Here is an 18,650-nt window from a genome sequence, read left to right as displayed (position 1 = left end):
ACCGACGTCGGGTTGTCCGGCGCGAGCGTCAGCGCGCGCAGGACGTCATCGCGGCGGACCGGGCCGTCGCCCGGCGGCGCGCCCATGATGGCCAGCAGCGAGGACCAGTCCAGAGTGACGCCCGCGGGGTCGTCGGGACGACCCTGCAGCGAGGCTTGGAACACCCCGTCGAGCATGCGCGCGGTGTGCTCGGCGCGCGCGAGGTTGCGTCCCAGCCAGAACAGCTCGTGGGCGATCCGCGCGAGCACTACTGCTGCTGTTGCTGTTGCTGGCCGACCCACGGGCCTGCATAGCGCAGGTCGGGCATCGTGGGCGGCGCCGTGAGCATCCCCTCGGGCTCGGCGCGGTCGGTGTCCTGACCGTCCTCGAGCACCCAGGTGTCCTTCGAGCCACCGCCACGAGAGGAGTTGACGATCATCGAGTGCTCGATGAGCGCGACGCGGGTGAGGCCGCCCGGGACGATCTTGATGTCCTCGCCGAAGACGGCGAAGGGCCGCAGGTCGACGTGGCGCGGCGCGAGCGAGCCGTCGGGCATGACGGTCGGGACCGTGCTGAGGTTGACGACCTCCTGGGCGATCCAGCGCTCGGGCTGGGCGCGGATCACGTCGGCGAGGCCGTCGAGCGCCTCCTTGCTCGTGCTCGGACCGATGAAGACGCCCTTGCCGCCGGACTCGCCGGTCGGCTTGAACACCAACTCGTGGCGGCGGGCGAGCGCCGTCTCGCGCTGGGATTCGTCGGCCATGAGGTAGGTGCGGACGTTGTCGAGGATCGGCTCCTCGCCGAGGTAGAACCGGATCATCTCCGGCACGTAGTGGTAGACGGCCTTGTCGTCGGCGACGCCCGTGCCCAGCGCGTTGGCGATCGCGACCGTGCCCGCGCGGTAGGCGCGCACGAGGCCGGGGACGCCGAGGAGGCTGTCGGGACGGAACTCCAACGGGTCGACGAAGTCGTCGTCGAGGCGACGGTAGACGGCGTGCACGCGGCGCAGCCCGGCCGTGGTGCGCATGTAGAGGACGTCGTCGCGCACGACGAGGTCGGAGGCCTCGACGAGCTCGACGCCCATCTGGCGCGCGAGGAACGCGTGCTCGAAGTAGGCCGAGTTCATCGGGCCGGGCGTCCAGACGACGACGGTCGCCTCATCTTCGGCCGAGGGCGCGACGCTGCGCAGGCCGGCAAGGAGCAGCTGCGGGTAGTGATCGACGGGCCGCACGCGGTGGTGCTGGAAGAACTGCGGCACGAGGCGCGTCATCGCGACGCGGTTCTCCAACACGTAGGAGATCCCGCTTGGCGTGCGGACGTTGTCCTCCAGGACCTTCCACGAGCCGTCGGCGTCGCGGACCAGGTCGCAGCCGGCGACGTGGCAGTAGACGCCGCCGGGCGGACGCACGCCGTGCGCGGCGCGGGCAAAGTGCGAGCGGCTGACGATCAGCCGCCAGGGCACGATCCCGGCCCGGACGATCTCGCGCTCGTGGTAGACGTCGTCGATGAAGCGGTTGAGCGCGCGGATGCGCTGCATCAGCCCGCGCTCGATGTGGTCCCACTCGCGTGCGGGCAGGATCCGCGGGACGAGGTCGAGCGGGAACGGGCGGTCCTTGACGGGGCCGTCCTCGCCGGTGGCGTCGAAGGTGATGCCCTGCTGGACGAAGATCGCGTCGCGGCGATGACCGGCGGCGGTCAGCAGCTCTGGTCCCAGGCGGGCGATCTCGGCCGCAAGCGAGATCGCGTGGGAGCGTGGTGTCCCGTCGGGGCCGAAGACCTCGTCGAAGTACCCGGAGGGCGGCCGGTAGGCGGCGGTGGCATCGGTGACCAAGTCGGACAGGGTGTTGATCCTCTACCCAAACGGAGACAGCTTGTATGGATCTGCGTCGAAATCGGACGCACTGCTGGTGTACGCGCGGTCGAGTTCGTCTGTGGGTAGCGTGAAGCAATCCAGTGGCGCTAGCATGGTGACAATGCTTGGCCGGACCTACGAATCGCAGCGCTGCTCGGTGGCTCGAACGCTCGAGCTGGTGGGTGAGCGCTGGACCCTGTTGATCATCCGCGACGCCTTCCTCGGCGTCCGGCGCTTCGGGGATTTCGCCGACCGCCTCGGCGTCGCGCGCAACGTGCTGCAGGACCGGCTGGAGCGTCTGGTCGAGGCCGGGATCCTCGAGCGGGTGCCCTACCAGGAGCGCCCGTTACGCCACGAGTACCGCCTGACCGAGATGGGCCGGGACCTGTGGCCGTCGATCGTCGCGCTGCTGCAGTTCGGCGACAAGCACCTCGTGGCCAACGAGGGTGTCCCGATGCTGCTGCTGCATCGCGACTGCGGCGGCGAGATGGACGAGCGGCGCGTGTGCCGCACCTGCGGCAAGCCGATCGAGTTGCGCGACGTCGAGCCCGTGCCCGGGCCCGGTGGCGCGAAGATGCCCGCCGCCGCGTAGATGCCGGCGCGCCCGCCCGCCGCGCTCGTCTTGGAGCACGAGGCGGATGCGCCCGTCGGGCTGCTGGGCGACTGGGCGCTTGCGCGCGGGATCGCGCTGGAGGTCATCGGGACCGACGGATCGCTGCCGGACCTTGGCGGCCGGCCGTTCGTGGTGTCGCTGGGCTCGGAGGCGTCGGCGTTTGACGATGCCGTGCCGTGGCTGGCGGCCGAACGCGCGGTGCTCGATCGCGCGCTGCGTGCCGGAGTCCCGATCCTCGGCATCTGCTTCGGCGCCCAGCATCTGGCCCGCGCGCTGGGCGGCGTGGTCGCACCGGCAGCGCGGCCCGAGGTCGGCTGGCTCGACGTCGAGACGCTCGTGCCCGAGGTCGTCCCGCCAGGCCCGTGGCTGCAGTGGCATCGGGACGCGTTCACGCTGCCGCCGGGCGCGGAGCTGCTGGCCCGCTCGCTGGTCTGCGTGCAGGCCTTTCGGCGCGGGCGTCACCTCGGCGTGCAGTTTCACCCCGAGGTGACGCCGGCGATCGCGGAGGGCTGGGCGCACGACTACCCGGAGTCAATGGCGCGCGCGAGCACCGACCTGGCGACGGTATGCGCCGGCGGCAAGGCCCACGCTGCGGATGCTCGCCTGCGCGCTTTCGCACTCTTCGACGCGTTCCTGGCCTCCGCGCGCTCAACGCCTCGCATGCCGGCCGAGGTGCTCGGGTAGCTCCCGAGCACGATGACCGAGATCCCAACAGGAACCGACGGGCGCGCCGATGTGCGCCAACGACCGGCCGGCGAGCTGGTCAAGGACCTCACGGCGCAGGCGTCGACGCTGGTTCGTCAAGAGCTCGAGCTAGCCAAGGTCGAGCTGACCGAGAAGGGCAAGCAGGCCGGCATCGGCGCCGGGATGTTCGGCGGCGCCGGCCTCTTCGCGCTCTATGGCGTGGGCGCGCTGGTGGCCACCGCCATCCTCGCCTTGGCGACCGCCGTTGACGGCTGGCTGGCGGCACTGATCGTCGCGGGCGTGCTCTTCGCGGCCGCCGGCGTGCTGGCGCTGCTGGGCAAGGCGCGGGCCAAGAAGGCCGTGCCGCCGGTACCCGAGCAGACCGTCGAGACCATCAAGGAGGACGTGCGCTACACCAAGGAGCACGTCGCCGAGGCCCGCCACCATCAGGAGGTCGTGCGATGAGCGACACCCGCAGCTCCGAGGAGATCCGCGCCGACATCGAGCACACGCGCGAGGAGCTGGCCGACACAGCGGCCGAACTGGCCCAGCGCGCCGACGTCAAGGCGCGGGCACATGACAAGGTCGAGGAGACCAAGGCCAAGGTGTCGCACAAGGTCGACGAGGCCAAGGCCCGACCACAGCGGTTGGGGCTCGCCGCCGCGGTGGCCGGCGGCGTGATGGTCGGACTTGTCGTCCTGCGGCGGCGGCGCTAGCCGTCGTCGACCATCCCCTGCAGCGGGCCGAGCAGCCGGCGTGCGCGCTTGGAGACGCCCGGGAGGGCGATGAGGCGGTGTGTCGGCGGCTCGCCCGCTTGGCGGCGGCGGAGCTGCTTCATCGCGATCGGGCGCCAGCGCTCGTCGACCACGCGAGCGGGCGCGATGCCCGCGATCGCCTCCTGATCGACCTCGAGATGCTCGGCCCACAGCCGCTCGCGCGTGGCTCGGGCGAGCACCGGATCGTCGGTTACCACGTTGAGCTCGGTGTCGTTGAGCAAGGAGTGGGCGTTGAGGTTCGCCGAGCCGATCGTCAGCCAGCGGTCGTCGACGATGCCGACCTTGGCGTGGACGTAGAGCGGATCGTCGCGGCTGCCGGTACGTGAGCGGATCGTCGTCGCGAGGAAGTGGGAGTTGCCGGTGTCGTCGGCGTCGGCCAGCACGGCGAGTTGGCCGCGCGTGTCGTCCTGGCCGTTGTTGGCGCGGGCGGGCAGCAGGACGAGAAGTCGGAAGTCGGCCGTGGGCGGATCCTTCAGCTTGGCCACCAGCTCGTCGACGATCTCGGGCGACCAGAGGAACTGGTTTTCGAAGTAGATGTAGTCCTGCGCCGCGCGAATGGCGCGGATGTAGGACTCGAGGATCCGGAAGTCGCCCTTGGGAACCGCGTCGTACATGTCCTCGGAGACGGTGCGCACGATCTGGACGGTGCTGGTGTGCGCACCGGCGAGCGGCGGGGCGACGACTGGCGGCGGCAGCGTCTCGCCGCTGACCTCGCGCCAGCGCATGTTGAAGTGGTTGGCGACGTCGGCGACGGCCGGGCCCGTCAGGCGCGTCCCGACGTCATGCCAGCCGAGCTTGCGGCGCGCAGGGTGCTCGGAGCTGTCGAAGCGGTCGCCAGCCTGATCGGTCATGTCAATGCCATTGACGAACGCGACCTCGTCGTCGATGACCAAGGTCTTCTCGTGATGGCAGTGGACCGGGTGCTCGCGCGGGTCGCGGAAGGCCTGGATCCTGGTGCCGCGCGTCAGCTTCTCGACCTCGGCCTCGACCTCCTTGCGGGTGGGGTGGAAGAGCGGGACCGGCGACCCGGCCCAGACCATCACCCGGACGTCGATGCGCTCGGCCAACTCGGCCAGCAGCGGGCCGATCGCGATCGGGTGCTCGCCGCGGATGAGCTCGAAGTGCGACGCGAGATGCCAGCCCGTGACGTGCACGTGGGAGCGAGCGGCACGCAGGGCCTGCGCCATCGCGGGCAGCGCGGTCGCGCCATCGACCAGGACCTCCAGCGTGCATCCCGGTCGCGGCGCGGGGTCGCCGGAGGCAAAGAGCGTCGGCGCGGGCGGCGGATTCAAGACGCCCCCATGGCCGAGACGCCGCAAGCGCCGGCGATGGTGGCGCTTGACGGTCGCCTCAATGGCGGCGCCGAGCAGCGCATCGGCACGGGCGACGGGAGCGGGAGGCATGGTGGACGGTGTGCCCAGCGGGAGGCCCGTTATCACCGCGCAACGCTCAGCATCGGTCATCAACGATGCCACCGCCGGTCCTCGTGCCGTTGACGGACACGGTCCCACCGGCGTACCGTAGCGCGGCGATGATGCGGGTGAGCATTGCTAGAAAGATGTCAATCGACTCACCATTCCGATGGGCGACGGAGCGGTCCCGGCTGCTCGGTGTCCTCGCGACCGCGTTTGCCCTGGCGCTGGGCGCACCAGCGGTCGCGCTCGGCGCGGTCGAGGTCGTGCCAACGCTGACCGGCACTGCCGGCGACAGCGGCTGGTTCACCAGCGGCGTCAGGGTCAAGTGGACGGTGTCGGGCGAGACGAGCACCACCGGCTGCGACACCCAGTACCTGACGGCCGACACGCCCGGCACGACGATCGCCTGCACCGCAACTGCCCCCGGCGACTCGGTCACGCACACCGTCACCGTGCCGATCGACCAAACGCCACCGAACGCCGTCGTCGCGACGCCCGCGCGCCCGCCCGACCTCGGCCTGAGCTACACCGCGCCGCTGCCGATCACCTGGTCGGCGACCGATGCCACCTCGGGAATCGCCACGTGCACGTCGCTGACCTATGCCGGCCCCGACGGCCCGGCCGTCGCGCCCACCGGCACCTGCCGTGACCGCGCCGGCAACGTCAGCGCACCGCTGCCGTTCACCTTCAGCTACGACACGACCGCGCCGTCGACCGCGCCGCTCGTGGCGGCCACCGGCGCACCCGTCGCCAACCAGGCGGCAGCGACAGGCACGCCGAGCGCGCCGGCAAAGACGAAGGCCAAGCGCCCAGCCGTGACCTGGCGCGCCCAGCCCAAGGCCAAGTACTACAACCTGCAGCTCTTCCGCAACGGCCGCAAGATCCTCAGCGCCTGGCCGACCGTCAACCACTACACCCTGAAGGCCCGCTGGCAGTACCACGGCCACACCTACACGTTGAGCGCCGGCCGCTACCGCTGGTACGTCTGGCCCGGCTACGGCCCACGCGCAGCGCACCGTTACGGCCGGCTCCTCGCCAAGGGCGCCGTGGCCGTCCCGAAGCCCTCCTGAGCGCGCTAGGCGCCGCCGATGCGCGCCGGCGGCCAGTAGGTCGCAAACGCTCCGCCGACCACCCAGCTGATCGGGATCGGGCCCCAGTAGCGGCTGTCGTCGGAGTTGCCGCGGTTGTCGCCCATCATGAAGACATAGCCCTTGGGAACCGTGATCTCCTGCGGGAAGTCGCAGGTGCCCGTGGAGGGGTCGCATGGCGCGATGAACGGCTCGTCGGCCTGGCGGCCGTTGCGGATCGCGTGCCCGCCCTTGACCGCGATGCGATCGCCGCCGACCGCGACGACGCGCTTGATGAAGGTCTGTGAGGACTTCTCCGCGGTCGGCTTGCCGCACGGCGTCTGCGTGCCGCCGCCCTGGCCGCCCTGGCCGCAGACCGGCTGGCTGGCATCGGCGCCACGGGGCGGGTGGAAGACCAGGATGTCGCCGACCTTGGGATCGTGGCCGAGCACGCGATGTGAGAAGCGGTTGACCAGCACGCGGTCGCCGACGTGCAGCGTCGGCTCCATCGATCCGCTCGGGATCCGGTAGGGCTTGGCCGCGAAGGCCTGTAGTGCGACGGCCAGCCCGATCGCGATGACGAGCAGGATGGCGGTCTCGAAAATCGTCGATCGCTGGGCGCGCTGGAGGGCGGGCATCTGCTCATCCTAGGACGGGCGAGCCCGCGAGTCGCCACATACGCACTGCCAGATGGGCGTTAAGGCGATCGTCGCCGCGATCCAGCGCCAGCCCGGTCAGCTCCTGCACCCGCGCCAGGCGACGGTAGAGCGTGGCGCGATGCACCTGCAACTCGCGCGCCGCGGCCGCGACGTCGCCGGCCGCGTCGAGCGTCGCCTCCAGCGCCTGCACGAGCTCGATGCCGGATCGGGCGCCCAGGAGCGCCGGCAGCGGCGCCGGAAGACCGGGCCGGCCGGAGGCGTCCCACAGCCGCGCGACCGCCGGCCACGAGCCGAGCTCGTCGTAGGTGGCCGCAGGCCCGAGGGTCGTGACGTGCTGCACGGCGATCAGCGCCGCGCCAGCACCGCCAAGCGCCTCTCGCGCCGCGGCGAGATCGGCAAACGGCGACGAGGCCGCGGCCTGCCCAGCGCCGGCGTCGACGAGCGCGCGGGCCAAGGCCGCCGCATCGTGGCCGCCGCCGAGGTGCGCGATCACCGTCGCAACGTCCCCGCGCACACGCCAGACGAGGTCGTCAGCCTGCCAGCGCCGCCGCGCGCGCTCGGCGACCTCGGCCGCGTCGGCGCCCTCGGTCAGCGCCACGGCGAAGGCCGCCCCGCGTGCCCAGCCCTGGCGTGCGGCCAGCTCACCGGCCGCCCGAGCGCGGATCGCCGCATCGGGATCGTCGAGCAGCTCGGCGAGCAACGCCGCGATCCGGACGTGCGCCTCTCCCCCGCCCGCGCGCTGAGTCCAGAGCGTGGTGCCAGCCTCGCGGGCGGTCGCGGCGAGGGTTGCGCGCTGGGCCGCGTCGAGGGCGACCGGTCCCGGGATCACCCAGAGGAAGCCGAGCAGCATGCCGTCGTGGCGGACCGGCGCACAGGTGCGCACGCCCATCCCGATCGCCGCATTGGCCGGCGTGTCGACGACGTCGCCGGCGCGTTCCAGACCGAGCGTGTCAAGCCACGCGACGACGTCAGGCGGTGCCGCGCGGGCAAGGATCGAGGCCTGGCGGACGCGATCCTCCAGCTCGGTGTGAGCGCTGAACGCCAGCAGCCGCCAGCGCCGGTCCTCGAGCGCGACCGGCCGGCCGAGGGCGTCGGCGAGGTCGTCCACGAGATCTTGCAGCTCGACGGCCATCAGCCCCGACGATACGCGCTGCGACAGCTGTCGCAGGTCTGGCCGCCAATCGAGACGCGCGGGTGCTGCTGGAAGCCGCGCGCGGCGGGAACATCGCAACCATGCTGATGGACGTCGACGCAACCCAAAGCCTCGAGCCGGCGATCGCGACGATCGGCCGTGAGCTCGTCGCCGCGATGCCGGCCGCGCGCCACACCCCGCGCGCCGCGATCGAGCGCCGGATCATGGGCGCGATGGTCGACGACGCCGAGTTGCGCGCCGCGGTCTTTCGCTTCGTCGACGTGCGGCCGGCTTGCGCGGATCCGGGCGACCTGGCACGCCACCTGAGCGAACTGCTGAGCGAGGCCGAGGACTCCCCGCTGGCCCGGCGCGGTGCGGCGCTCGCCGGCGGCGCCCTTACCAAGCGCCCGGTCGCCCACGCGGCCGCCGCGGGCGTCAAGCAGATGGCGCAGCGGTTCATCATCGGCGCCGACGCCGCCGACGCGTTGCCGGCCGTCGAGCGGATGTGGCGCGAGGGCGTCGCGACCACGATCGATCTGCTCGGCGAGGCGACGGTCACCGAAGCGGAAGCCGACTCCTACGCCGACCGCTGCGAACTGGCGCTGCGCACGTTGCACGAGGCGTCGCTGCAGTGGCCGGCGCGACCGCTGTTGGAAGCCGATCGTGCCGGTGGGATCCCGCGCGTCAATCTGTCGGTGAAGGTCTCGGCGCTCACGCCGCTGCTGCGCTCCAACGCACCCGAGCGCGGCATCGTCGGCGCGCAGGCGCGCCTGCGCCACCTGCTGCGCGTGGCCCGCGAGACCGGCGCGCACCTCCACGTCGACATGGAGTCCTTCGACACGCGTGAGGCCGTGACCGAGCTGACGCTCGGGCTGCTGAGCGAGCCGGAATTCGCCGACGGCCCGTCGGCGGGGATCGTCCTGCAGGCCTACCTGACCGAATCGCCCGAGCACCTCGATCGCCTCCTGGACTGGGCCCGCACGCATCCGCGCACGCACCCGTTCACCATCAGGTTGGTCAAGGGCGCCTATTGGGACCACGAGACCGTGGAGGCCGTTCAGCACGGCTGGAGCTCCCCGGTCTTCACCGAGCGCCGCGCGTGTGACCGCAACTTCGAGGAGCTGACGCGCCGGCTCGTTGACGCACGGCCGGCTGTTCGCGCCGCGATCGCCTCGCACAACCTGCGCTCGATCGCGCACGCCGCCGCCTATGCGGACGCCCGCGGCGCCGACATCGAACTGCAGGTCCTGCGCGGCCTCGGCGATGAGACGCAGGCCGCACTGCTGAGCGCCGGGCGCCGCGTGCGGGCCTACTGCCCGATCGGCGACCTCGTGGCCGGGATGGCCTACCTCGTGCGCCGCCTGCTGGAGAACACCAGCAACGACTCCTTCTTGCGCGCCCAGGCCGAGGGCGTTGACCTCACCACCCTCTTGGAGCAGCCATGAGCGCCACGAGCGCGGAGTTCGTCAACGAGCCGCTGCTGGAGCTGCGCCGCGCCGAGGTGCGCACCGCCGCAACCGCGGCGCTGGCCGCGCTCGATGCGCAGCTGCCGCTGGAGGTGCCCATGCTGATCGGGACCGAGCTGGTTGGCGGCGAGGTGTTCGCGTCGGTCGACCCCGGGGCGCCCGAGCGTGTCGTGGCGCGTGCCCACGCCGCGACGGTTGGGCACGTCGACGCGGCGGTCGGGCGTGCGGTCGACGGCCAGCGCGCGTGGTCATTACGCAGCGCTTCCGAACGTGCAGCGGTGCTGCGGGACGCCGCCACGCTGCTGCGCGACCGGCGGCTGGAGCTCGCCGCGCTGGCCGTGCGTGAGTGCGGCAAGCCCTGGCCGGAGGCCGACGGCGACGTCTGCGAGGCCATCGACTTCTTGGAGTACTACGCCGCGGGCGCCGAGGCGCTGGACCGCGGCCGTGCGCTGATCCAGCTTCCCGGCGAACGCAACACGATGCGCTACGTGCCGCGCGGCGTCACCGCGGTGATCGCGCCGTGGAACTTCCCGCTGGCGATCGCCGCCGGCATGACCAGCGCCGCACTGGCGACCGGCAACGCGGTGATCTTGAAGCCTGCCGAGCAGGCGCCCGCGTGCGCCAAGGCCGTCGTCGACGCGCTCCACGCTGCCGGCGTCCCGCACGACGCGCTCTCGCTGCTGCCCGGCGGCGACGAACCGGGCAGGGCGTTGGTGGCCGACCCGCGCGTCCACACGATCGTCTTCACCGGATCGTGCGCCGCTGGGCTCTCGATCCTGGAACGCGCCGCCACGGTGCAGGACAACCAGTTCCACATCAAGAAGGTCATCGCCGAGATGGGCGGCAAGAACGTGGTGATCGTCGATGCCGACGCCGACCTCGACGACGTCGTCCCGGCGCTGCTCTCCAGCGCCTTCGGCTTCGCCGGCCAGAAGTGCTCGGCCGCCTCGCGCGTGCTCGTGCACGCGCAGGTGGCCGACGCGCTGGCACAGCGCCTGAGCGGTGCGATCCGCACGCTGCAGGTCGGCCCGGCCGACGACTTCGCCACCGACGTCGGACCGGTCATCGACGCCGAGGCCCAGCAGCGGGTAGGCCGATACGTGGCCAAGGGGACCGCAACTGCCGCGCACGTCGCGACGGCCGGCGACAGCTTGCCGACGGGCGATGGCTTCTACGTCGCGCCGGCGCTGCTGGTCGGGCTGGCCGACGCGCATCCGGTGATCCAGGACGAGATCTTCGGCCCGGTGCTGGCGCTGCAGTCGGTGGCGTCGATCGAGGAGGCGTGCGAGAGGGTCGATGCCTCGCGCTTCGCGCTCACGGGCGGGCTCTTCTCGCGGTCGCCACGGACGGTCGAACGGGTGTCGGAGCGCACGCCCGTTGGCAACCTGTATGTCAACCGAGAGATCACCGGAGCGATGGTCGGCCGCCAGCCGTTCGGCGGTGGGCGGTTGTCGGGGACCGGCCCGAAGGCCGGCGGCCCCGACTACCTGGTGCAGTTCGTCGAGGCGCGGACGGTCACCGAGAACACCGTCCGCCACGGCCTAGTCGTCTGACGAGCGGCGCGTGACGAGGCCGAAGACGGCGTAGTCGGCGCCCGGCGCGAACGGCCAGCGCCACAGCGCGGTGTGCGTGATGTGCGCGCCGGCGCGTTCGGTCGCCAGCCACGGGTCACAGCCGTAGGGCAAGCGGCCGCGGCGCGCGAGCTGGAGCGCAGCCGCCGGGTCGGGCGCCGCGAGCAGCTCGTCGAGCGTGAACGGCTGGCGGTGGCCGTCCCACCAGCCGAGCAGGTCGTGGAGGATCACAACCGTGCCGCGAGGTGCCGCAGCGTGCAGCCGCGCGACGACGCCATCGGTGAGCCGCTGGCCGTCGCGCAGGAGCACCGTGTCGATCTCGGCGCCCGTCAGCGTGCCTGCGGCCTTGAGCGCCGGGTAGAGCAACTGGGTGAGGACGAGGTCGCAGACGACGACGTCGTAGGGGCCGTCGCCGATCGGCGCGGCCGGCACCGCGATGGCCTCCGGCGCGCCCGCGAGGACCGCATCGGCCGCGCCGCCCGTCACGTCTTCCACGAGCGCGCGGGCGGTGATCGCCCGGCGGCGCGCGCCCGCCAGCGCCCGCGCGTCGACGTCGATCAGATCCAGCCGCCCGGCACGACGTGCCAGCCGTCGCAGCGGGAGGTCGTCGCCGTTGCCGGCCCCGACGACGGCCACGCGCGCGCCACGGGCGACCTCTGCATCCAGCAGCGCCCACGCCGCCATCCGCGCAGGCTTCCAGCGCCGCCGCCGGGCGCCATCGCCGCGCGCGTTGTTGGCCGCGTTGGCGGCCAGGACCGCACCGCCGCTCACGCCGGTCCGTGGTCGTGGCGACTGGCCGAGATGGCGGTGCGGTTCAGCGTCTGGTCGGGGTGGTCCACGCTGCCGGAAGGGTACGTCTCGCTCTTCATGGACCACGATCACGCCTTCGGCTCCAGCACACCCTTCTCCCTCGGCGTCGAGGAGGAGCTCTTCCTCGTCGACCCGGCAACCGGGGCGCAGATCGATGCATCCCACGCGGTGCTCGAGCGGATCGGGCAGGTGGACGGCACCGTGGAGCGCGAGCTGCACGCCTGCCAGGTCGAGCTCATCACCGGGGTGTGCGCGACGGCGGGCGAGGCGACCGCCGCTCTGCGCGGGCTGCGGCGTGCGGTGACCGGCACGGGCGCCGGGCTGCTCGGCGCCGGCATGCACCCGGCGGCCGATGAGGGCGAAGCCGAGATCACCGACAAAGAGCGCTACGCCCACATCCGCCATCTCCTCGGCGACGCGGTCGCCGACCCCACCGGCGGGCTGCACGTCCATGTCGGGATGCCGGACGCCGACACGGCGATCCGCGCCTTCAACGCGCTGCGCCGCCATCTGCCGCTGTTGCAGGCGCTGGGCGCCAACTCGCCGTTTCGCCACGGCCGCGACACGGGCCTGGCCTCGGCGCGCGAGGTGACGATGCGCGGCTGGCCGCGGTCCGGCGTCCCGCGCGCGATGCGCGACTTCGAGGATTTCTGCAGCTCCAGCGCGCTGCTCAGCGAGGCGGCCGACGTGCCCGACTACACCTGGTTCTGGTGGAAGCTGCGCCCGCACCCGCGGCTGGGGACCGTGGAGATCCGCGCGCTGGATGCCCAGACCTCGCTCGACGATCTCTCGGCGCTGGTCGCGTTGACGCATTGCCTGGCCCGCCACGCGGCAACGGCCCCGAGCGAGCCCGAGCCCGTGCCCGAGATCCTCGACGAGGGCGCGTTTCGCGCCGCGCGCTTCGGCACCGAGGCCGAGCTGCCCGGCGCCGACGGCCGCCGGCGCCCGGTCCGCAACGTGCTCGCCGACGTCCTCAACGCCGTCCACGATCACGCACGCGAGCTCGGCTGCGAGGACGAACTGGACGCCACGCGGCGCCTGCTCGAGCATCGCGGCGGCGCCGGCCGGCAGCGCGCGACGCATGCGATCGGCGGCCTCGGCGCGCTGCTGCGCGACACGACCGCGCGCACATCACAGGGCTAGGCGAGCAGCGCGGTGGGTTCCTCGAGCAGCGCGCGGACGCGCCCGAGGAAGGAGGCCGCGTCGGTGCCCGAGATGATGCGCTGGTCGGCGCTGAGCGTGAGCGTCAGGACCTGCAGCGCGACCGCCGCGCCGTCGCGCAGCGCGACGCGCTCGGTGGCGGCGCCGACCGCGAGCGTCGCCGCCTGGCCGGGCTGGATGATCGCCGTGAACGCGGTCACGCCGTGCATGCCGAGGCTGGAGACCGTGAAGGTGGCGCCTGACAGAGCGGCCGCGGTGATCGTGGCGTCGCGGACCTCGGCGACGGCGGCGGCGAGCTCCGCGGAGACCGCCGCCGCCGACTTGGCGTCGGCGTCGAAGATCGTCGGGATCACGAGCGCCTCGCCGCCACCGACCACGACGCCGACGTTGGCGCGCTCGTAGTGCTGGTACTTGCCATCGGCGTAGGCGCCGTTGACGGAGCGGTGCTCGCGCAGCGCGACCCCCGCGGCGTGGACGACGGCGGCGGTGACGGTGACCTCGCCGCGGGCGGCCAGCAGCTCGGTGACGTCGACCTCGAGGGCCGCCTGGAAGTCGGGGATCGTCGCCTTGGACTCCGCCATACGGCGGGCGACGGTGCGCTGCGCGCGGGTCGGCTCGACGGTCTGCACGGCACCCTTGGCACCGGTGGCGACAGCGGGCGCGGAGGTGTCGGCGCTCATTCGCTGTCCTCGAAGTAATCCGGGTGGACCTCCCGGATGTGGGGCAAGCTCGACAGGACCATGCGCAGGTGATGGCGCAGCGTCGCCTCGGCGTGATCGAGGTCACGATCGGCGACGGCGGCCACGACCTGGCGATGCTCGGCGACCATCTCGCCGAGATAGCCCGGCTCGGGCAGGCTCAGGCGGCGAACGCGGTCCAGATGGCCGTTGGCCCGGCGGCTGAGGTGCCAAGCGATCTCGCGGCCCGACAGCTCGCAGAGCCGGCGATGCAGCGCGTCGTCAAGACGGTCGAAGGCATCCGCGTCGCCAGCCTCTTGCGCGCGATCCTGGGCGGCAAGGTTGGCCTGCAACTCGGCGAGATCGTCATCGCGGGCCAGCTCGGTCGCCAGCCGGATCGCGGCGCACTCCAGCGCTTCGCGGACAAACGCGGCATCCTCGACGCCCTCGTTGGAGATCAATGTGACGAACGTCCCGAGCTGCGGGACGATCGCGACCAGGCGCTCGTCGCGCAGCCGCACCAGCGCTTCGCGCACGGGCGTGCGGCTGACGCCGAGCCGCTCGGCCAGCTCGTTCTCCGACAGGCGCCGCCCCGGCTCGAGCTCGGCGCTGATGATCGCCTCGCGTAGGGCGAGGTAGACCTGGTCGCGCGCCGATACGCCGGACGCGCGCTCGCCGAGGGCGATCCGCATGGTCAGAGGTATACCGAGAACGTCTAGGCCGGTGCCGTGCCCGGCCGCGGCGTGACCCGGCGCCCGCCCGCGGCGCGGCGTGGTGCGGCGACGCGGGCGGGTGCCGGGGCCGGCTCGGGCGCCGGCGCGCCGACGCCGCGCTGCGCGTCGAGCGCGCGCTGGACCTCGACGAGGCGGCGCAGGAGCGTGTCGCGCTGGGCGCTGAGCTCGTCGGCGCCGAGCAGCCGCGGGCCGCGACCGCGAGCGGCCGGCAGCGGATCGCGGCGCAACGGGCTGTCGAGCTGCGGCTCGAGCTCGCACAAAATCCGATCCAGGACCGCGAGATCCTGGCGCAGCGTGCGGCGCTCGGCCGCGGCCTGGTCGGGCGCGTGGTGCGCCGCCGGCTCGGCGACGTAGAGCGCGGCGGCCAGCTCACGCGGCGCGACCCCGGCGTCCTGCGCGCGCTGGGCGACCTCGTCGAGCAGCGCTGCCTGGCGCAACTGCGTCCCGGCCCCGGCGGCGACGAACGTGCCGGAGCCGTGGCGGGTCTCCAGAAGGCCGTCGGCCTCCAATTTGGCGACGGCCGCACGGACGGTGTTGTGGTTGACGCCGAGTTGCTCGGCGACCTCGCGCAGGCCCGGCAGGCGGTCGCCGGCGCGCAGCCGACCGGAGGCGACGGCGGCGCGTACGACCCAGTCCAGCTGGACGCCCAGCGGGACGTCCGCCGTGTGGTCGAGCGCGATCCCGGCCGCGGTGGCCCAGCTCTCCGGCATGCCAGGTGCAGGGTAGCGTTCGGGGTCACCTCCCTGTTGCCCAGAGTGCCAGCACACTGGTACTGTCGCGCGCAATGGGACTGCTCGGCGAGATCGGCGACATGATGATCCTGACCGGGAAGACGATGGTCTCGGCCGTCCGCCCGCCGTATCCGTACGGCGGCGAGTTCGCGCTGCAGTTCCTGTTCGCGTTGAAGCTCTGCTGGCTGCCGCTGCTCATCACCTCGGTGTGCATCAACTACGCGGTGCCGGGCATCCAGGGCGCCGGCTTCCTCGAGCTCTTCGGCGCGGTGGACCGGCTGGGCAGCTTCTACAGCCTCGCGTCCATTCGCGAGTTCGCCCCGCTCATCTGCTCGATCATCGTCGCCGGCGTCGCGGGCACCGCGATCACCGCCGACCTCGGCGCCCGCAAGATCCGCGAAGAGCTCGACGCCCTGCAGGTCCTCGGCGTCGACCCCGTCAAGAACCTCGTCGTCCCGCGCTTCCTCGCGCTGATGATCGTGACCGCGCTGTTTGACATCTTCGCGATCGCCGCCGGGATCACCGGCGGCATGGCCGCGACGCTCACCCACCACGCCCCGCTCGGACCGTTCTTCGCGACGTTCCTGTCCAGCGGCACGACGACCGACGTCTGGGGCTCGCTGGTGAAGTGCACGCTCTTCGGCGCGATCGTCGCGATCGTCTGCTGCTACAAGGGGATGACCGCCAGCGGCGGCGCCGAGGGCGTCGGCCGGGCCGTCAACCAGGCGGTCGTCATCAGCCTGATGAGCGTCGCAGCGTTCAACTACGTCTTCACCCAGACGCTGTTGGCCACGCACCCGGAGATGATCGTCCTGAAGTGAGGTTCACCAGGAGCGCGTGAGCCCGCCGTCGACGCGCAGCGACTGGCCGGTCACGTACGAGGCGGCGTCGGAGACCAGGAAGGTCGCCGCGGCGGCGATCTCGGCGACCTCGCCGAGGCGGCCGGCCGGGACCTGGGTGCGGGCGGCCTCCTGGGCGGCCTCCAGCCCGCCGGCGTTGCCGGCGATCCGGTCGGTCGCGATCCAGCCGGGCAGCACGGCGTTGAAGGTCACGCCCTCGCCGGCGGTCTCGCGCGCGAGCTCCTTGAAGGCGGCCAGCAGGCCCGGGCGGTTGGCGTTGGAGAGCTGCAGTCCCGGGATCGGCTCGACCGCCGCGCTGGAGGAGACGGCGAGCACGCGGCCCCAGCCGCGCTCGCGCATGCCGGGCAGGACGCGACGCAGGATCGCCATCGGGGAGATGACGAGGCTGCGGTGCGCGGCCTCCCACTGCTCATTGGTGAAGCCCAGCGGGTCGGCGCCGACGGGCGGGCCACCGGTGTTGGCGACGTAGATGTCGATCGGACCGAGGTCGCGCTGCACCGCGGAGACGAGGCCGTCGACCGCGCCGAGGTCGTCGCTGTCGAAGGTGTAGGCCTTGCCGTGGACCGCGCCGGCGGCCAGCGCACCGGCGTCCGGATTGCGCGAGGTGACGGCCACGCGCGCGCCTTCGGCGGCCAGCGCCGCCGCGATCCCGCGCCCGATGCCGCGCGACGCGCCGGTGACGAGCGCGACCTTGCCGTCGAGTCCGAGATCCATGATCGGAGTCTCTCAGCCGACGTAGGGCGGGCGCCGCTCGTGCCAGCGCTCGACCGACTCCAGCTGGGCGGCGAGCGCGAGCAGCCGCGGCTCGCTGCCGCCCGGCCCGAGCAGCTGCGCGCCGAGCGGCAGGCCGTCGGCGGTCAGGCCCGCGGGAACGTTGACGCCGGGCCAGCCGAGGATGTTCCAGGGCCACGCGTACGGGCAGGCACCGACGATGACCTTGTCGGTCGCCCAGCCGCCGAGGCCGTCGATCGCGCCGACCGGCAGCGGCGGCTGCGCGGTCGTCGGGGCCAGAATCACGTCGGCGCGGCGGAAGATGCGACCAACCTGCGCGCGCAGCGGCCGCTCCAGGGCGCGGGCAAGGCCGAGCAGCGGACCGCCGACCCAGCGGCCCATCGCCACGTTGTGGCGGGTGCGCGGATCGAGCAGCGCGATGTCGGGCACGCGGCGCGACCAGTCACGCAGACCGACCAGCGAGCGCGGGAGGAAGGTCACGCCGATCGGGCCGTAGAAGGGGTCGGCCTCCACGATCTCGTGACCGAGACCCTCGAGGACGGTGGCCAGTCGCTCGGTCGACGCGCGCACGCGCGCGTCGAGACGAGCGGGCGCGAGGCTGAACGGGATGCGGAAGGAGAGCGCGATCCGCAGGCGCCCGGGGGCGGCGCGGCGGGCGGACTCGGCAAACGGCTCGGCCGGCGGGCGCGGCGTGTGGCGATCGCCAGGATGCGCGCCCGCGACGGCATCAAGCAGCAGCGCGGCATCGTCGACGGTGCGCGCGAGCGGGCCGTTGCAGGTCAGGCCCTGGAACGCCTCGGCATCGGGCCAGGTCGAGACGCGCCCGCGCTGGGGCTTGATGCCGACCAGATGCGTCCACGCGGCAGGAATGCGGACCGAACCGGCGCCGTCGGAGCCCATCGCCGCGGGCACGAGCCCGGCGGCGACCGCGGCGGCCGAGCCGCCCGACGAGCCGCCGGGCGTGTGAGCCAGCGACCACGGGTTGCGCGTCTGGCCGAAGGCCGGCCCTTCGGTGATCGGCCACTGGCCGAACTCGGGCGAGGTCGTCTTGCCGACGATGACGGCGCCGGCCGCGCGCAGGCGTCGGGCGACCTCGCCGTCACACGCCTTGCCGGCGAACTCGCCGGCGCAGCCGAAGGCCGTGGTCTCCCCCGCGAGGTCCATGTCGTCCTTGATGGCGATCGGCACGCCGAGCAGCGCGGCGCTCTCGCCTTCGGCGCGGCGGCGATCGGCTTCGGCGGCCTCGGCCCGCGCCGCGTCGGCGCGGACGGTGCGAAAGGCGTTGAGGTCGGGCTGGGCCGCCGCGATGCGGCGCAGTGCTGTATCGACGAGCTCGATCGAGGAGACCTCGCCGGAGGCGACCAGCGACGCTTGGCGGCGCAGGCCGGCGAACGCGAGGCCGTCGGCCTCAGAAGGTGCGGACGTGGAGGACATTGCGCGTACCAGGGTACGGATCGAGGTCCGCTCAGGACGCGGTCGGGCCACGCCGCTCGGCTTCGTCGCGCTCCTCCTCCACCAGCCCGCGCGCCCGCTCGCGCGACTGCAGGTAGGCGCGAAACACCTCGGCGCGAGCAGTGCGCAGCTGCTCGCCGACCAGCGCCTGGGCGGCCTGCGCCTGAGCGCCGCTGTGCTGCTCGTCGTGTGGTGGATCGGTCACCACTAGGCAGATACCGCCGCTGGAGCGCATGAAACCCGGCGCGGTCCGCGGGACGCCCCACCGGTCGCGGTCTG

At 72.8% G+C, this 18,650-nt stretch carries 21 protein-coding genes; 9 read left to right on the top strand and 12 right to left on the bottom strand.

Annotation, left to right across the window (positions count from 1 at the left end; all coding sequences use genetic code 11):
* Both VGO10_RS11085 and VGO10_RS11080 read right to left on the bottom strand, forming a co-directional pair.
* Positions 1-281: alpha-E domain-containing protein (locus VGO10_RS11085; RefSeq protein WP_327468195.1), on the bottom strand; the 281-nt coding region annotated here is incomplete at its 3' end.
* Entirely contained in the window at positions 248-1,819 is a 1,572-nt protein-coding gene (locus tag VGO10_RS11080) for a circularly permuted type 2 ATP-grasp protein (RefSeq protein ID WP_414642228.1), read from the bottom strand. The genes VGO10_RS11080 and VGO10_RS11085, both read right to left, overlap by 34 nt.
* 133 nt (positions 1,820-1,952) lie before the next feature.
* Between VGO10_RS11080 and VGO10_RS11075 the strand changes: the two genes are divergently transcribed.
* The 4 genes from VGO10_RS11075 to VGO10_RS11060 are packed head-to-tail and all read left to right on the top strand — an operon-like array spanning position 1,953 to position 3,844.
* On the top strand, positions 1,953-2,423 hold the full coding sequence (locus tag VGO10_RS11075) for a helix-turn-helix domain-containing protein (protein WP_327468191.1): 471 nt from the start codon (positions 1,953-1,955) through the stop codon (positions 2,421-2,423).
* Positions 2,424-3,128, top strand: coding sequence for a type 1 glutamine amidotransferase (locus VGO10_RS11070; protein ID WP_327468189.1), 705 nt, complete (start codon positions 2,424-2,426; stop codon positions 3,126-3,128).
* 12 nt (positions 3,129-3,140) lie between these two features.
* Positions 3,141-3,593 carry a phage holin family protein gene (locus tag VGO10_RS11065; RefSeq protein ID WP_327468187.1) on the top strand — a complete coding sequence of 151 codons (453 nt, stop codon included), beginning with the start codon at positions 3,141-3,143 and terminating at the stop codon, positions 3,591-3,593.
* Positions 3,590-3,844, top strand: a complete 255-nt coding sequence (locus VGO10_RS11060) for a DUF3618 domain-containing protein (protein WP_327468185.1) — start codon at positions 3,590-3,592, stop codon at positions 3,842-3,844. Before VGO10_RS11065 ends, VGO10_RS11060 begins: the two co-directional genes overlap by 4 nt.
* Here VGO10_RS11060 and VGO10_RS11055 read toward each other — a convergent pair.
* Positions 3,841-5,307, bottom strand: a complete 1,467-nt coding sequence (locus VGO10_RS11055) for a phospholipase D family protein (RefSeq protein WP_327468183.1) — start codon at positions 5,305-5,307, stop codon at positions 3,841-3,843. The two genes, VGO10_RS11060 and VGO10_RS11055, sit on opposite strands and share 4 nt — an antisense overlap.
* Positions 5,308-5,462: 155 nt before the next feature.
* On the opposite strand from VGO10_RS11055, the gene VGO10_RS11050 reads away from it, so the two are divergent.
* Entirely contained in the window at positions 5,463-6,389 is a 927-nt protein-coding gene (locus VGO10_RS11050; protein ID WP_327468181.1) for a hypothetical protein, read from the top strand.
* A gap of 5 nt (positions 6,390-6,394) precedes the next feature.
* On the opposite strand, the gene lepB is transcribed toward VGO10_RS11050, so the two are convergent.
* The gene (lepB, locus tag VGO10_RS11045; RefSeq protein ID WP_327468179.1) at positions 6,395-7,024 is read right to left on the bottom strand and encodes a signal peptidase I; all 630 of its coding nucleotides are present in this window, start codon (positions 7,022-7,024) and stop codon (positions 6,395-6,397) included.
* Between the two features lie 4 nt (positions 7,025-7,028).
* Positions 7,029-8,177, bottom strand: coding sequence for a helix-turn-helix domain-containing protein (locus VGO10_RS11040; RefSeq protein WP_327468177.1), 1,149 nt, complete (start codon positions 8,175-8,177; stop codon positions 7,029-7,031).
* Positions 8,178-8,278: 101 nt separating this feature from the next.
* Here VGO10_RS11040 and VGO10_RS11035 point away from each other — a divergent pair, with 101 nt between their 5' ends.
* On the top strand, positions 8,279-9,622 hold the full coding sequence (locus tag VGO10_RS11035; RefSeq protein ID WP_327468175.1) for a proline dehydrogenase family protein: 1,344 nt from the start codon (positions 8,279-8,281) through the stop codon (positions 9,620-9,622).
* Positions 9,619-11,196, top strand: coding sequence for an aldehyde dehydrogenase family protein (locus VGO10_RS11030; RefSeq protein WP_327468172.1), 1,578 nt, complete (start codon positions 9,619-9,621; stop codon positions 11,194-11,196). Before VGO10_RS11035 ends, VGO10_RS11030 begins: the two co-directional genes overlap by 4 nt.
* Here the strand turns inward: VGO10_RS11030 and VGO10_RS11025 are convergent.
* On the bottom strand, positions 11,185-11,985 hold the full coding sequence (locus tag VGO10_RS11025) for a hypothetical protein (RefSeq protein WP_327468170.1): 801 nt from the start codon (positions 11,983-11,985) through the stop codon (positions 11,185-11,187). The genes VGO10_RS11030 and VGO10_RS11025 overlap by 12 nt on opposite strands.
* A 96-nt stretch (positions 11,986-12,081) precedes the next feature.
* Here VGO10_RS11025 and VGO10_RS11020 point away from each other — a divergent pair, with 96 nt between their 5' ends.
* Positions 12,082-13,167 (top strand): carboxylate-amine ligase, encoded by a 1,086-nt coding sequence (locus VGO10_RS11020; RefSeq protein ID WP_327468168.1) that lies wholly within the window; start codon positions 12,082-12,084, stop codon positions 13,165-13,167.
* Here the strand turns inward: VGO10_RS11020 and VGO10_RS11015 are convergent.
* The 3 genes from VGO10_RS11015 to VGO10_RS11005 are packed head-to-tail and all read right to left on the bottom strand — an operon-like array spanning position 13,164 to position 15,306.
* Positions 13,164-13,865, bottom strand: coding sequence for a 2-oxo acid dehydrogenase subunit E2 (locus VGO10_RS11015; RefSeq protein ID WP_327468166.1), 702 nt, complete (start codon positions 13,863-13,865; stop codon positions 13,164-13,166). The two genes, VGO10_RS11020 and VGO10_RS11015, sit on opposite strands and share 4 nt — an antisense overlap.
* Positions 13,862-14,554 (bottom strand): GntR family transcriptional regulator, encoded by a 693-nt coding sequence (locus VGO10_RS11010; RefSeq protein ID WP_327468164.1) that lies wholly within the window; start codon positions 14,552-14,554, stop codon positions 13,862-13,864. Before VGO10_RS11010 ends, VGO10_RS11015 begins: the two co-directional genes overlap by 4 nt.
* A 23-nt stretch (positions 14,555-14,577) precedes the next feature.
* Entirely contained in the window at positions 14,578-15,306 is a 729-nt protein-coding gene (locus VGO10_RS11005) for a GntR family transcriptional regulator (protein WP_327468163.1), read from the bottom strand.
* 74 nt (positions 15,307-15,380) lie between these two features.
* Here VGO10_RS11005 and VGO10_RS11000 point away from each other — a divergent pair, with 74 nt between their 5' ends.
* Positions 15,381-16,148 carry an ABC transporter permease gene (locus tag VGO10_RS11000; RefSeq protein ID WP_327468162.1) on the top strand — a complete coding sequence of 256 codons (768 nt, stop codon included), beginning with the start codon at positions 15,381-15,383 and terminating at the stop codon, positions 16,146-16,148.
* 3 nt (positions 16,149-16,151) lie between these two features.
* On the opposite strand, the gene VGO10_RS10995 is transcribed toward VGO10_RS11000, so the two are convergent.
* The 3 genes from VGO10_RS10995 to VGO10_RS10985 are packed head-to-tail and all read right to left on the bottom strand — an operon-like array spanning position 16,152 to position 18,576.
* Positions 16,152-16,901, bottom strand: a complete 750-nt coding sequence (locus VGO10_RS10995) for an SDR family oxidoreductase (RefSeq protein ID WP_327468161.1) — start codon at positions 16,899-16,901, stop codon at positions 16,152-16,154.
* A 12-nt stretch (positions 16,902-16,913) separates the two neighbouring features.
* Positions 16,914-18,353 carry an amidase gene (locus VGO10_RS10990; RefSeq protein ID WP_327468159.1) on the bottom strand — a complete coding sequence of 480 codons (1,440 nt, stop codon included), beginning with the start codon at positions 18,351-18,353 and terminating at the stop codon, positions 16,914-16,916.
* Between the two features lie 31 nt (positions 18,354-18,384).
* A complete protein-coding gene (locus VGO10_RS10985; protein WP_327468157.1) occupies positions 18,385-18,576 on the bottom strand; it encodes a hypothetical protein in 192 nt (63 codons plus the stop codon).
* Positions 18,577-18,650 lie beyond the last annotated feature (74 nt).

It is taken from the genome of Baekduia sp., assembly GCF_035996765.1.
In the GTDB taxonomy this organism is placed as follows: Bacteria; Actinomycetota; Thermoleophilia; order Solirubrobacterales; family Solirubrobacteraceae; genus Baekduia.
The sequence above is the reverse complement of the archived record's forward strand: the minus strand, read 5'-3'. Positions and strand labels throughout refer to the sequence as shown.

What these genes read in the sequence shown, in the direction of transcription:
- VGO10_RS11075 (WP_327468191.1), top strand. Translation starts at nt 1,953, where the DNA reads ATGCTTGGCCGGACCTACGAATCGCAGCGCTGCTCGGTGGCTCGAACG.
- VGO10_RS11070 (WP_327468189.1), top strand. Translation starts at nt 2,424, where the DNA reads ATGCCGGCGCGCCCGCCCGCCGCGCTCGTCTTGGAGCACGAGGCGGAT.
- VGO10_RS11065 (WP_327468187.1), top strand. Translation starts at nt 3,141, where the DNA reads ATGACCGAGATCCCAACAGGAACCGACGGGCGCGCCGATGTGCGCCAA.
- VGO10_RS11060 (WP_327468185.1), top strand. Translation starts at nt 3,590, where the DNA reads ATGAGCGACACCCGCAGCTCCGAGGAGATCCGCGCCGACATCGAGCAC.
- VGO10_RS11055 (WP_327468183.1), bottom strand. Translation starts at nt 5,307, where the DNA reads ATGCCTCCCGCTCCCGTCGCCCGTGCCGATGCGCTGCTCGGCGCCGCC.
- VGO10_RS11050 (WP_327468181.1), top strand. Translation starts at nt 5,463, where the DNA reads ATGTCAATCGACTCACCATTCCGATGGGCGACGGAGCGGTCCCGGCTG.
- lepB (WP_327468179.1), bottom strand. Translation starts at nt 7,024, where the DNA reads ATGCCCGCCCTCCAGCGCGCCCAGCGATCGACGATTTTCGAGACCGCC.
- VGO10_RS11040 (WP_327468177.1), bottom strand. Translation starts at nt 8,177, where the DNA reads ATGGCCGTCGAGCTGCAAGATCTCGTGGACGACCTCGCCGACGCCCTC.
- VGO10_RS11035 (WP_327468175.1), top strand. Translation starts at nt 8,279, where the DNA reads ATGCTGATGGACGTCGACGCAACCCAAAGCCTCGAGCCGGCGATCGCG.
- VGO10_RS11030 (WP_327468172.1), top strand. Translation starts at nt 9,619, where the DNA reads ATGAGCGCCACGAGCGCGGAGTTCGTCAACGAGCCGCTGCTGGAGCTG.
- VGO10_RS11020 (WP_327468168.1), top strand. Translation starts at nt 12,082, where the DNA reads ATGGACCACGATCACGCCTTCGGCTCCAGCACACCCTTCTCCCTCGGC.
- VGO10_RS11015 (WP_327468166.1), bottom strand. Translation starts at nt 13,865, where the DNA reads ATGAGCGCCGACACCTCCGCGCCCGCTGTCGCCACCGGTGCCAAGGGT.
- VGO10_RS11010 (WP_327468164.1), bottom strand. Translation starts at nt 14,554, where the DNA reads ATGCGGATCGCCCTCGGCGAGCGCGCGTCCGGCGTATCGGCGCGCGAC.
- VGO10_RS11005 (WP_327468163.1), bottom strand. Translation starts at nt 15,306, where the DNA reads ATGCCGGAGAGCTGGGCCACCGCGGCCGGGATCGCGCTCGACCACACG.
- VGO10_RS11000 (WP_327468162.1), top strand. Translation starts at nt 15,381, where the DNA reads ATGGGACTGCTCGGCGAGATCGGCGACATGATGATCCTGACCGGGAAG.
- VGO10_RS10995 (WP_327468161.1), bottom strand. Translation starts at nt 16,901, where the DNA reads ATGGATCTCGGACTCGACGGCAAGGTCGCGCTCGTCACCGGCGCGTCG.
- VGO10_RS10990 (WP_327468159.1), bottom strand. Translation starts at nt 18,353, where the DNA reads ATGTCCTCCACGTCCGCACCTTCTGAGGCCGACGGCCTCGCGTTCGCC.